The following is a 12374-nucleotide window of genomic DNA, read 5'->3' as shown; positions in this document are numbered from 1 at the left end:
GACCGACCGTCCGGACCGGCGCAGCGGCCGTGGACCGCGTTCGGCGGCGACATGAGGCAGGCCACCACAGTGCGGCGCGGCACTGTGGTGGCGCACCACATGGGATGCCCGCCGCATCGTCCCTAGCGTGTGCAGCCATGGAGAGCACCCACAAGTCCGGTCCGCCCGGCGGGCCGGCCACCGGCCGAGCACCCGGCCGCGAGGAATTCCTGCTCGGGAAGACCGCACTGGTCACCGGAGCGGCCGGCGGCATCGGGCGGGCCTGCGCCGTGGCCTGCGCCGCCGCCGGCGCCCGGGTCTACGTCGTGGACCGGGCCGCCGAGGCCGCGAAGGCCGTGGCCGGGCAGATCGGCGGCATCGCCCTGGTGGTCGACCTCGCCGACCCGGCCGCCGTGGACGCGCTGCCCGACGACGCGGACATCGTCGTCAACAACGCGGGCCTGCAACACGTCGCGCCCGTACACGAGTTCCCGCCCGAGCAGTTCGCCCTGATCCAGCGCGTGATGGTCGAAGCCCCGTTCCGGATCCTGCGCCGGACGCTGCCGCACATGTACCGGAACGGATGGGGACGGGTCGTCAACATCTCCTCGGTGCACGGCCTGCGGGCCAGCCCTTTCAAGTCCGCCTACGTCACCGCCAAGCACGCCCTCGAAGGGCTCAGCAAGGTCGTCGCGCTGGAGGGCGCCGCACACGGCGTCACCAGCAACTGCATCAACCCCGGTTACGTCCGCACCCCCATGGTCGAGGACCAGATCACCGCCCAGGCGCTCGCCCACGGGATCCCGGCGGCCGACGTCGTGGAGCGGGTGATGCTGGAGCGCAGCGCCATCAAGCGGCTGATCGAGCCGGAGGAGGTGGCCGGCGCCGCCCTGTGGCTCTGCGGTGCGAACTCCGGCTACGTCACCGGCACCTCGCTGCCCCTGGACGGCGGCTGGACCGCCCACTGACGGCGCCCGCCGTCCCGGGCACGGCGCCGTAACGCAGTGCACCAGCGCACACCGCACCAGCACGCAGCGCCCTCCCCTCTCCCGCCGGTCCCCCGCCGGCCGACTCCCTCCTCCCGCACGCCCGAAATCGGTGACTCCTATGCCAAGCGCTCCCACCGCCGCGAACGCTCCCGGCGGCGCCAGACCGGCCGGCCTCGCCCGGGTGGTCGGTGCCAGCCTGATCGGCACCACCATCGAGTGGTACGACTACTTCCTCTACGGCTCCGCTGCCGCCCTGGTCTTCGGCAAGCTCTTCTTCCCCAAGTCCGACCCGCTGACCGGCACGCTGCTCGCCTTCCTCACCTACGCCATCGGGTTCGCCGCCCGCCCGATCGGCGCCCTGGTCTTCGGACACTTCGGCGACCGGATCGGCCGCAAGAAGCTCCTGGTCGTCAGCCTGCTGATGATGGGCTCCGCCACCGCGCTGATCGGCTGCCTGCCCACCTACACGTCGATCGGCATCGCCGCGCCGATCCTGCTCACCACGCTGCGCGTCGTCCAGGGCTTCGCGCTCGGCGGCGAGTGGGGTGGCGCCGTCCTGCTCGTCTCCGAGCACGGCGACCCCGAGCGCCGCGGCTTCTGGGCCTCCTGGCCACAGGGCGGCGCGCCGCTCGGCAACCTGCTCGCGGTGGGCGCCCTCACCCTGCTGTCCAACGTGCAGACCGATGCGGCCATCCTCGCCTGGGGCTGGCGCATCCCGTTCCTGCTGTCCGCCGTGCTGGTGGGGGTCGGCCTGTGGATCCGTCTCTCGGTGGAGGAGTCCCCGCTCTTCCGGCAGGCCCTCGCGAGCGACGGGACACGCAAGGCGGGCCGGGCCGGGGAGCAGGCTCCGATGTTCGCGGTGCTGCGCCACCACTGGCGCGACGTCCTGGTGGCCATGGGCGCCCGGATGGCCGAGAACATCTCCTACTACGTCGTCACCACCTTCATCCTCGCCTACTGCGTCGAGCATCTGAAGGTCCCGAAGCAGACCGCCCTGAACGCCGTGCTGATCGGTTCGGCGATCCAGTTCTGCCTCATCCCGCTGTTCGGCGCGCTCTCCGACCGCGTCGGCCGCAAGCCCGTCTACCTGGCCGGCGCGGTGGGCATGGGCATCTGGATCTGGCCGTTCTTCGCCCTGGTGGACAGCAGGGACTTCGCCATGATCACCCTCGCGGTGACCGTCGCCCTGGTCTTCCACAGCGCGATGTACGCTCCGCAGGCCGCGTTCTTCTCCGAGATGTTCGGCACCCGGATGCGCTACTCCGGCGCCTCCATCGGCGCGCAGTTCGCCTCGGTCGCGGCCGGCGCGCCGGCCCCGCTGATCGCCGTCGCGCTGCTCGCCTCGTACGGGGACTCGTCCCCGATCTCGGTGTACGTCGGGATCGCAGCGGTGATCACCGTGATCGCCCTGCTCTTCGCCCAGGAGACCCGGGGGCGCGACCTCGCCACGATGCGGCCCGGTCCGGGCGCGTCGGCGGAGGGCGAGCCGGACGCCGGCCTCGTCCCCGCGGTCTGACCCCGGCCCCCGTCGGCGATGCCCGGCCCGGCCGACACCGGGCCGGGCACCGCCCGCCGTCCTCGGCCACCGGAACCGTACGGCGTCCGCTCGTGGGCCGCAGGCCGGTCGAGGCCCTGCGCCAGGCGTTCGAGCGGGCCGGACCGGCCATCGACGACATCGACCCGGTCGGGATCGGACCGTTCACGGCCGGACGGGACCAGGACCTTTCCACCCGCCACTTCCCATGTCACGATGGCGGGCAGGATGCCTGAACAACCATCACCCACCGCTCTGCGCCGCCTTCTTGAGCTGCTGGCCGACGGCGCGCCCTCCGGCGAACTGGAGGGCCCGCTGGCGGCGGCCCGCGCGGCCGGCCTGCCGGCCCGCGAACTCGCCGAGATCGAGGACTCCACCTGGCTCGCGCTGCGGGTCCACCGCACCCTGGGGCAGCACCGCCGGCGGGAGGCCGAGCTGGCCGCCCTGTTCGACACCGCGGGCGACCTCGCCGCGCTGCGCGACCTGGACGCCGTGCTGCGGTCCATCGTCCGCCGCGCGCGGATGCTGCTGGGCACCGAGACCGCGTACCTGACCCTCCCCGACGAGGAGGCCGGGGACACCTACATGCGGGTCACGGACGGCTCGGTCTCCCCGCTCTTCCAGAGCCTGCGGGTCGAGCTCGGCAAGGGCCTCGGCGGTCTGGTCGCGCAGACCGCCCGCCCCTACGCCAGCCCCGACTACCGCACGGACGACCGCTTCGTGCACACCCGCACCATCGACGCCGGCGTGCTGGACGAAGGGCTGGTCGCGATCCTCGGGGTACCCCTGCTGCTCGGCTCCCGCCACGGCGGCAAGGTCATCGGCGTGCTGTTCGCCGCCGACCGGGCCGCCCGCACCTTCTCGCCGGACGAGGTGGCGCTGCTGAGTTCGCTGGCCGCCCACGCGGCCATCGCCATGGACACCGCGAAGGCCCTGGCCGACACCCAGGCCGCGCTCGCCGAACTCGCCGACGCCAACGCGGTGATCCGGGAGCACTCCGCGGCCGTGCAGCGCGCCGAGGCGGCGCACGACCGCCTCACCGACATCGTGCTGCGCGGCGGCGAGGTCGCGGCGATCGCGGCGGCCGTCGCCGAACTCCTCGGCGGCGGCATCGCCGTCCACGACCACGAGGGCAACCGGCTCGCCCGCAGCGGCACCGATCCGGACCTCGCCCCGGCCGAACTCGCCACCGCCGTCGCCGACTCCCGCTCCGCCGGACGCGCCGTGCCGCACAACGGCCGCTGGATCTGCGCGGTCCTGGCCGGCCCCGAACTGCTGGGCAGCCTCGTGCTCCACGCCGGGCCGCAGCTGGAGGACCCCGACCGCAGGCTCTTCGAACGCGCGGGCGTGGTCACCGCGCTGATCCTGCTGCTGCGCCGCTCGGTGGCGGAGGCCGAGAACCGCATCCGCGGCGAACTCCTCAACGACCTGCTGGGCGACCCCGAGCGCGACCCGGACGGGCTGGTCGGACGCGGACGCCGGCTCGGCACCGACCTCGCCCGCCCGCACCTCGTCCTGGTCGCCGACAGCACCGACCCGCTGCGCGCCAAGCTGGCCGCGGCCGCCACCCAGTACCTCTTCGGACGGGACGGGATCAGCACCGAGCACGCCGAGGCGGTCGTCCTCCTGCTGCCCGACGACGGCACACCGGCCGGCACCACCGCCCGCGCCGCCGCGGCCCGGCTGAGCTACCTCACCGCGGCCACCGTCACCGTGGCCGCCGCCGGCCCGGCGAGCGGGCCCCCGGCCCTGGCCGCGGCCCACGCCGAAGCCGCCCGGTGCCTGCGCGCCCTGCACGTGCTGGGCCGCACCGGGGAGGGCGCCGACTCCGCCGACCTCGGCTTCCTGGGTGTGCTGCTGGGCAACGCCCACGACATCGACGCCTTCGTCACCGGCGCCCTCGGCCCGCTGCTCGACTACGACGCGCGCCGCGGCACCGATCTGGTCCACACCCTGGAGGCCTTCTTCGCCTGCGGCGCCAGCCTCACCAGGGCCAAGGACCACCTGCACGTCCACGTCAACACCGTCGTGCAGCGGCTGGACCGGGTGGCGGCCCTGCTGGGGAAGGACTGGGACAGCCCCGACCGCGCCCTGGAACTGCAGCTCGCGCTGCGCCTGCGCGTGCTCGCCGGCACCCGCTGATCCCGCCGACCGCGCGCTCCCTCCCCGACACCGCGAGCGGTCACGGTACCTCCGCGCTCAACAGCCTTCGCCCGCAGGGCGGTCGGCGAGCCGGAGCACCTCGACCCGGACCCTGCGCCGGGGCAGCGCGGCGGGCAGCGAGGCCAGCAGCGCTGCCCCGGCGAACAGCAGCAGCGGCACCTCGTCGGCGTGCCCGGCCAGGCTCACCGCCGCGTACCGGTGCACGGCGAACCCGTCGAAGAACAGCCACCCCCCGAGCCCGACCAACGGTGCGGCCACCGGCCGCGACACCGCGCCGAGCAGGACACACAACGCGGTGTACGCCCCGAGGGCGAACCACCGCTGGTCCAACTCCCCGACCCAGCGCAGCACCGGTACCAGCAGGCCCCCGCCCGCCAGCGCCCCGGCCAGCGACATGCCGGCCCCCAGCCGGCGCACCGCCGGACGGAACCTCCGGCCACCGGGCCGCGCGTGGTACATCCTCACCGCCCCAGCCAAACGCCCGCCCCGGCCTTCGGCTCCGCAATTGACGCCCCCCTGACGCCCGTCACCGCAATCCATACGTCCCCTTGACGCTCCGGAGCGGGAACCTCACCACCGGCAGGCCGACCGGTCGGCGCCGTACCCGGTCATCGCGGCGGACGTGCCGCCCTCCTGCCCCCGCGGACCGGCGGCGGCGGCATCCGGACGGGACCGGGCGGGCGTCGCGGGATCCGGAGCGGCCCCGACCGGGGCTTGCGCACGGATTCCGCCGGACAGTGACACTGTCTGGGCACCACTTCGTGATGTGGCCGAGACCCATGGCCACCACAGTTGTTAGGCAAGCCTCTCCTACTCTATGTTCGAGTCGGTCGTCCCGCTGCCACAGCGGCGGTACGGCCGACCGACCGACCCGGGCAGCGCTCTGCCCGACGGCCGCCCACCCCCGGCTTTCCGGCGCGCAGCCAGGACCTGCGCCCCGTCAGGAATTGGAGATCGCATGGTGCTCGGACCCAAGAGGCCGGTGCTGTTCCTGGCCGTCCTCTCCCTCTCGGCCCTCGCCATGACCGCCTGCGGCAGCTCCAGCTCCACCACCGCCCAGAACACCGGCGCGCCGCAGACCGCCTCCGGCGACAAGCCGCTGGCCGGCCAGTCGCTGACGGTCTACAGCGGCCAGCACGAGCAGACCGTCAAGGCACTGGCCGCCGACTTCGAGGCCCGTACCGGCATCAAGATCCAGCTGCGCTCGGGCGACGAGGCCGAACTCGCCAACCAGATCCTCCAGGAGGGCTCCGGCTCCCCCGCCGACGTCTTCTACGCCGAGAACCCGCCGGCGCTGACCGTCCTGGAGGAGCAGAACCTGCTCGCCCCGGTGAAGCCCGACACCCTCAAGGCCGTCGCGGCGGACGACAGCTCGCCCAAGGGCGACTGGGTCGGCGTCTCCGCCCGGACGGCGGCCTTCGTCGCGGCCACCGGCACCCCCGCCGACTCCGCCCCGCCCGTCTCGGTGCGCGACCTGGCCAAGCCGGAGTGGAAGGGCCGCCTCGGCATCGCCCCGTCCGAGACCGACTTCGCGCCGGTCATCACCCGCATGATCAAGACCGACGGCGCCGACGCGGCCAAGAAGTGGCTGACCGCCCTCAAGGCCAACGCCAAGGTCTACAACAGCAACGAGGACCTGAGCGCCGCCGTGAACAGCGGCCAGGTGCAGGGCGGCGTCGTCGACCACTACTACTGGTACCGGCTGCGCGACGAGAAGACCGCGGCCGGCACCCACAGCGCCCTGCACTACTTCGCCAAGGGCGACCCGGGCGCCCTGGTGGACGTCTCCGGCGCCGCCGTCCTGGCCTCCAGCAAGCACCAGGAAGCCGCCCAGGCCTTCCTCGCCTACCTGACCGGCGTGCCCGCCCAGACCGTGATCGCGAACTCGGCCAGCTACGAGTACCCGCTGGCCGCGGGCGTCCAGGGCAAGAAGGACCTCGCCCCGCTCGCCTCGATCGGCACCGTCGCCCCCGTCGCCGACCTCGGCGACGGCAAGGAGGCGCTCCAGCTGCTCCAGGACGCCGGCCTCCTGTGAGAACCGACACCGCTCTGCGCGAGGGCCCGTCACCGCTCCGGCGGTGGCGGGCTCCCCGCGTGCTCCCGCTGCTCGCGACGGCCGTCATCCTGCTGGTCACCTCGCCGCTGGTGTTCATCGCGCTGCGCGCCTCGGAGTCCACCGCCGCCCAGGCGCAGCGGCTGCTCGGCCGCCCGCTGATCGCCACCCTGCTCTGGAACACCGCCACCCTCACCGCCGCCGTCACGCTGGCCACCGCCGTGCTCGGCTTCGCCGCCGCCTTCCTGGTGGAGCGCACCGACCTGCCGGGGCGCCGCTGGTGGACCACCGTGCTCGCGATGCCGCTGGCCGTACCGGAGTTCGTGCACGGCTACTCCTGGGTCTCGCTCTTCCCCTCCGTCCAGGGCTACTGGGGGGCGGTGCTGGTGATGACCTCCTCGCTCTACCCGCTGGTCTTCCTCCCGGTGGCGGCCACCCTGCGGCGCTCCGACGCCTCCGCCGAGGAGGTCTCGCGGAGCCTCGGCCGGGGTGCCTGGGCGACGCTCTGGCGGGTCACCCTGCCGCTGACCCGGCCCGCGCTGGCCGGCGGCGCGCTGCTGGTGGCGCTCTACATGCTCGGCGAGTACGGCGCCTTCGCGATGCTGCGGTTCACCACCTTCGCCACCGCCATCTACACCCAGTACAAGCTGGGGTTCGACGCCGCCTCGGCCGCCATGCTCACCCTGGCACTCTGCCTGCTCGCCGTCCTGCTGGTCACCCTGGAGGCCCGGGCGGGCCGGGGCGGGCGGGTCGTCCGGGAGGGCGCGACCGGCCGCGGCTGCGCGCCGCTCGCCCTCGGCCGTGCGAAGCCGGCCGCGCTGGCCGGGCTCGGCGCGATGACGGCAGTGGCGCTCGGCGTGCCGGTGTACGCCCTGGCCTACTGGCTGCTGCAGGGCACCTCGACGACGCTGCCCCCGGCCTCCGTGCTCGGCGCCACGCTGACCACGCTGGGCTACGCGCTGGCCGCCGCCGTGGTGGCGACCGCCGCCGCCGTGCCGGTGGCGCTGTACTCCTGGCGGCGCGGCACCCGGCTCGCCCGCACCGCCGAGCGCGCCGCGTACCTGACCCGGGCACTGCCGGGGATCGCCGTCGCCCTGTCGGTGGTGTTCTTCGCGATCCGCTACGCCCGGCCGCTCTACCAGCAGCCGCCGCTGCTGGTCGCCGGGTACGTGATCCTGTTCTTCCCGTTCGCCCTCACCGCCGTCCGGGCCGCACTGGCCCAGGTGCCGCCGGGCGTCGAGGAGGTCGCGCGCTCGCTCGGCAGCCGGCCGGCCGCCGTGCTGCTGCGCGTCACGCTGCCGCTGATCCTGCCCGGGCTCGGCGCGGCCGTCGCGATGGTCGCGCTCACCGCCTCCACCGAGCTGACCGCGACGCTGCTGCTGCGCCCGACCGGGACGCAGACGCTGGCCACCCAGTTCTGGCTGTACACCAGCGGCCTGGCGTACGGCGCGGCCGCGCCCTACGCCGCGCTGATGGTCGCCATGTCCGTACCGCCCGTCCTCCTGCTCACCCGCCGCACCCTCGGCCCGAAAACCCTGGAGACATCGTGACCGGTCTGGCCATCCAGGACCTGTACGCCTCCCACGGCCGCACCCAGGTGCTGAGCGGGGTCGACCTCACCGTCGAGCAGGGCTCGCTCGCCTGCGTGCTGGGCCCGTCGGGCTGCGGCAAGAGCACTCTGCTGCGGGTGGTCGCCGGGTTCCACCAGGCCGCCCGGGGCCGGGTCACGCTGGCCGGCCGCCTGCTGGACGACGGCCGCAGCCGGCTCCCGGCGGAGCGGCGGCGGATCGGGTACGTCCCGCAGGACGGCGCGCTCTTCCCGCACCTGACGGTGGCCGCCAACATCGGCTTCGGCCTGCCGCGCGCGAAGCGCCCCGCCCGGGTCGCCGAACTCCTCGACCTGGTCGGCCTCGCCGGATTCGGCGACCGCCACCCGCACCAGCTCTCCGGCGGCCAGCAGCAGCGCGTCGCCCTGGCCCGCGCGCTCGCCCCCGCGCCCGAACTGCTGCTGCTGGACGAACCGTTCGCCGCCCTGGACGCCGCGCTGCGCTCCGATGTCCGGGCCGAGGTCGCGGCGACGCTGCGGCGGGCCGGGGCGACGGCGATCCTGGTCACCCACGACCAGGACGAGGCGCTGTCCTTCGCCGACACCATCGCCGTGATGCGCGACGGCCGGATCGCCCAGACCGGCTCGCCGCAGACGCTCTACAGCGAGCCCGCCGACGCCCGGACGGCCCGCTTCCTCGGCGAGGCCAACCTGCTCGACGCCGAGCTCGACGGCGCCGCCGCCGTCACCGCGCTCGGGCGTCTGCCGCTCACCGACGGCGCCCCGGCCACCGGTCGGCACCTGGTCATGCTCCGCCCCCGCCAGCTCCGGCTGAGCTCCGTCCCCGCCGCCGACGCCGTCCGGGCCCGGGTGCTGAGCTGCCTGTTCCGCGGCCACGACTACCGGGTCGAACTCGCCCCCGACCCGGCCCTGGGCGCGGGCCTGCCGGAGCGGCTGGTCGCCTACACCGACGGCGCGCCGTCCGAGACCGAGGTGTACGTGCAGGTCCACGGCGCGGCGCACCCGGTCGGCGACGCCCTGGGGGCGGCGTCGGCGGGCACACCGTCGACGGTGGACGCCTGACCGAACCGCCGGTCGGCCGGACCGGCCCGGCCGACCGGACGGCGGGGCCGCCGGGCCGTCAGGGCGGCCCCGCCGGCGCGCGGTAGCGCCGCAGGTTGTCGCGGACCTGGTCGAGGTAGGGCCGGACGCCCGCCAGCCGGGCCGGGTCCTGGCGCTGCACGATCCAGGTGGCGGTGCGGTAGGCGGCGGCGAGGTTGAGCGCCGGGTCACCGGGGACGCCCTGGAGCTCGGGCGCGATGGCGCAGAGCATCCGGCCGACGGCGAGGATGGAGTCCTCCGCGCCGAACGGCGGTACGGGGACTGTGCCCTGCCGGTCGGGCGGCAGGTAGTAGCGGAGCACCCGGGGTGTCCAGCGGGCGATCCCGTACTCGTCGCGGGCCGGGTCGCTGAGGGCCGGATCGAACCCGCTCTCGGCCTTCAGCATCGCCGCCACCAGCGCCGGGGTGATCTCCGGTTCGGCGCACATGGTGCCCGCCCGGACGATCAGGGCCCGGTAGCCGGGCGGGATGTCGGCGCCGTCGCGCAGCCACCGCCCGGTGTCCTGGAGGCGTACCCGGCCGGCCACGACGGCCACCGACCCGGTCGAGCCGCCCGGTGCGGAGGCGCCGAAGGCCAGGCAGGCGACCAGCACGGCCACCAGGCCCACGGCCCGGCGCAGCGCCGGGCCCCAGCTCGGGGCGGACCGGGGGCGGGCCGCGGCACGGCCGGATTCGGCCGTGGCTGCTGACGGCGGGCCCTCCACCGGTGCCGGTGCGGCGGGTGGGGCAGGCGGGGCGGGCGGGGTGGTGCTGAGGCGATGGGCCTGGAGGCGGCGCTGCTCCCACTCGGCCGGGTCACCGCCGCAGGCCCGGACGAAAGCGGCCAGCACCTCGGGGCGCGGCAGGCGGTGGCCGGCCGCGGCGGCGGCCAGGGTGGACGCGGAGTAGTTGGCGTCGGCGGCGAGCCGCCGGTACGGCGGGCTGCCGGCCTGGCGCCGGAGTTCCCGGAGCTCGCAGGCGAACTGCGCCAATGGCCCCTGCCGGGAGTCGAGCGGCTGTTCCCGCCGTCCCACCTCGTGTTCCTCTCCCCCGTGGCTGCTCCCTCTCCCGGGTCAGCCCGTGTCCGCCGGCGGTCCGTCCATCGGCTCAGCTCCGGCCGGTGGTCGGCGCCCGGTGCCCGGTGCTCGGTGGTCGGTGGTCGGTGGTTGTCCGGTCTTTGTCCTGGCTTTGTCCGCCGAGGTCAGAAGGCCGTGACGGGTCGTCGGCGGACCGGTTGGATGGAACGCAAGGCCCCGCCGACACCGACCGGACGGCTGCCAGGGCCGCAGCTGCCGCGGCGGTCGTCCCTCCGGTCACCGCAGCCTCGCGGCACCCCGTTCGAAGCAGTCATGACAAACATCCAACCCTGCCGCGCGGCGAGGCGTCGCCGCTTTCCAGCGGATCGGCCGTGTGCGCATTTTCACACACCGTCACGATCCGGAGCACCCGCGCCATGGTCCCATCCGCCGGACCGGGCGCTGTCCCAGCCGCTCCACCACCACCCATCTGGAGGACCGCCCGATGTCCCACCCTTCACAGCCGGCCCCTGCCTCGCAGCCGGATCCCGCGGAGGTCTCCCGCCGGACGCTGCTGCGCGCCGGTGCCGGCCTCGCACTCGGCGCGGGCGTGCTCGGCACCACCGCCGGCTCCGCCTCCGCCGCCACTGCTGCCTCCGCCGCCACCGCCGCCACGGGCTCGGCCCGTGCGAACGCGGCGCCCCGCGCCCAGACCGCGGCGGCGCTGTGCGACACGCCCGGCGACTCGGCGAGCGCCCAGGGGCTGGGCTCCGGCGACCTGGGGATCCCGTACTTCCGCGCGCACGACAACTCGTGGGGCTACGTCTTCGGTGACTCCTGGCGCGGCGCCGCGCAGTCCGGCGACTACCTCGGTTCGCCGGTGATGCTCGCCCAGGCGGGCTTCGACAGCAGCGGCGGTTCGCCGATCGGCTTCAGCTGGGCGATGCCCACCGGCGGCCAGGCTGCTCAACTGTTCGACTATCAGCACCGCGTGGACAACGGCCACGGCTTCGAGGTGAGCCGGATCCCCAACGACTGCATCGAGTTCGGCGGCCGGACCTACCTCCAGTACACCTCGGTGGCCGTCTGGGGCCCGCCGGCCGGCTACGACGGCTCGCTGATGTCCGGTGTGGCGTACTCCGACGACTACGGCGTGACCTGGACGGACTACGACTACCACTGGCCCGGTGACACTCAGGGGACCAACCAGTCGCCGTACGGCATGTGGTCCTTCGCGGGCATCGACCCGGACGGCTGGCTCTACATCTTCTCCAAGCGCTGGAACGGCAGCCACACCAACACCGCCGACGGCGGCGCGATCCAGCTGTTCCGGATCCGGCCGGACGACTTCCGGGCCGGCAACTTCGGCGCCCAGCAGAACTGGGCGTACCTGGGCGGCTCCTGGCAGTGGACCACCGCGGCGCCACCGTCGTTCATCCTGACCGGCAACAACATCGGCGAGTTCTCGGTCAAGCGGATCGGCAGCACCTACTGCATGAGCTACTTCGACGTGACCGACTACTCGATCTGCACCCGGACGGCGCCCCGTCCCGACGCGCCGTGGACGGCCCCCAAGCCGCAGATCGTCGGCAACGCCGCCTGGCCGCCGAACCACTGGGGCCGGCCCCAGCTCCCGACACTGTACGGCGGATACATCCACCCGGGCAGTGCGAGTGCGACCTCGCTGACCCTGATCGCCTCGCAGTGGAACGGGCAGCAGGGGCAGTCGCCCTACCGGGTGCTCCAGTACGACGGCATCAACCCCTGACCGTCCGCCGGCCGGGCGGCTCCCGCACTGTCGGCCTGACGATCCGTCATATGTGGTAACCCCGAAGGGCCGTGGCACGAAGCCACGGCCCCCGGGGTCGTGCGGGCGGGTCGAGCCCGACCGCTCAGTGGGTCAGGAGACGTTGAGCGCGGTGTCGTCGATCACGAAGCTGGTCTGGAGGGAGGAGTCCTCGGTGCCGGTGAACTTGAGGGTGACGGTCTGGCCG

At 74.4% G+C, this 12374-nt stretch carries 10 protein-coding genes; 8 read left to right on the top strand and 2 right to left on the bottom strand.

Annotated elements, in window-relative coordinates; all coding sequences use genetic code 11:
* The first annotated feature begins 137 nt into the window (after positions 1–137).
* From ABD330_RS29550 to ABD330_RS29535, 4 genes are all read left to right on the top strand, one after another.
* The gene (locus ABD330_RS29550; RefSeq protein WP_344469273.1) at positions 138–947 is read left to right on the top strand and encodes a 3-hydroxybutyrate dehydrogenase; all 810 of its coding nucleotides are present in this window, start codon (positions 138–140) and stop codon (positions 945–947) included.
* A gap of 139 nt (positions 948–1086) precedes the next feature.
* Positions 1087–2484, top strand: coding sequence for an MFS transporter (locus tag ABD330_RS29545; RefSeq protein WP_344469271.1), 1398 nt, complete (start codon positions 1087–1089; stop codon positions 2482–2484).
* 92 nt (positions 2485–2576) lie between these two features.
* Positions 2577–2738: a hypothetical protein gene (locus ABD330_RS29540; protein WP_344469269.1), complete on the top strand. Its 162-nt coding sequence runs from the start codon at positions 2577–2579 to the stop codon at positions 2736–2738.
* Positions 2731–4644, top strand: coding sequence for a helix-turn-helix domain-containing protein (locus ABD330_RS29535; RefSeq protein WP_344469268.1), 1914 nt, complete (start codon positions 2731–2733; stop codon positions 4642–4644). The genes ABD330_RS29540 and ABD330_RS29535 overlap by 8 nt, the downstream gene beginning before the upstream one ends.
* 57 nt (positions 4645–4701) lie before the next feature.
* On the opposite strand, the gene ABD330_RS29530 is transcribed toward ABD330_RS29535, so the two are convergent.
* On the bottom strand, positions 4702–5082 hold the full coding sequence (locus ABD330_RS29530; protein ID WP_344469267.1) for a hypothetical protein: 381 nt from the start codon (positions 5080–5082) through the stop codon (positions 4702–4704).
* A 541-nt stretch (positions 5083–5623) separates the two neighbouring features.
* Here ABD330_RS29530 and ABD330_RS29525 point away from each other — a divergent pair.
* Genes ABD330_RS29525 through ABD330_RS29515 form a run of 3 tightly spaced genes read left to right on the top strand, consistent with a single transcriptional unit; the run spans position 5624 to position 9347 of the window.
* Positions 5624–6700 carry an iron ABC transporter substrate-binding protein gene (locus ABD330_RS29525; RefSeq protein ID WP_344469266.1) on the top strand — a complete coding sequence of 359 codons (1077 nt, stop codon included), beginning with the start codon at positions 5624–5626 and terminating at the stop codon, positions 6698–6700.
* Positions 6697–8268: an ABC transporter permease gene (locus tag ABD330_RS29520; protein WP_344469264.1), complete on the top strand. Its 1572-nt coding sequence runs from the start codon at positions 6697–6699 to the stop codon at positions 8266–8268. Before ABD330_RS29525 ends, ABD330_RS29520 begins: the two co-directional genes overlap by 4 nt.
* On the top strand, positions 8265–9347 hold the full coding sequence (locus tag ABD330_RS29515) for an ABC transporter ATP-binding protein (RefSeq protein ID WP_344469262.1): 1083 nt from the start codon (positions 8265–8267) through the stop codon (positions 9345–9347). The genes ABD330_RS29520 and ABD330_RS29515 overlap by 4 nt, the downstream gene beginning before the upstream one ends.
* 58 nt (positions 9348–9405) lie before the next feature.
* On the opposite strand, the gene ABD330_RS29510 is transcribed toward ABD330_RS29515, so the two are convergent.
* Complete coding sequence (locus ABD330_RS29510) at positions 9406–10398, bottom strand: helix-turn-helix domain-containing protein (protein WP_344469260.1); 993 nt, start codon at positions 10396–10398, stop codon at positions 9406–9408.
* Positions 10399–10885: 487 nt separating this feature from the next.
* On the opposite strand from ABD330_RS29510, the gene ABD330_RS29505 reads away from it, so the two are divergent.
* Complete coding sequence (locus ABD330_RS29505; protein ID WP_344469258.1) at positions 10886–12148, top strand: glycoside hydrolase family 183 protein; 1263 nt, start codon at positions 10886–10888, stop codon at positions 12146–12148.
* The last annotated feature ends 226 nt before the right edge of the window (positions 12149–12374 follow it).

The sequence above is a fragment of the Kitasatospora kazusensis genome (assembly GCF_039529945.1).
Classification (GTDB): Bacteria; Actinomycetota; Actinomycetes; order Streptomycetales; family Streptomycetaceae; genus Kitasatospora; species Kitasatospora kazusensis.
Note: the sequence above shows the minus strand (reverse complement) of the source record. Positions and strands in the feature narration are given on the sequence as shown.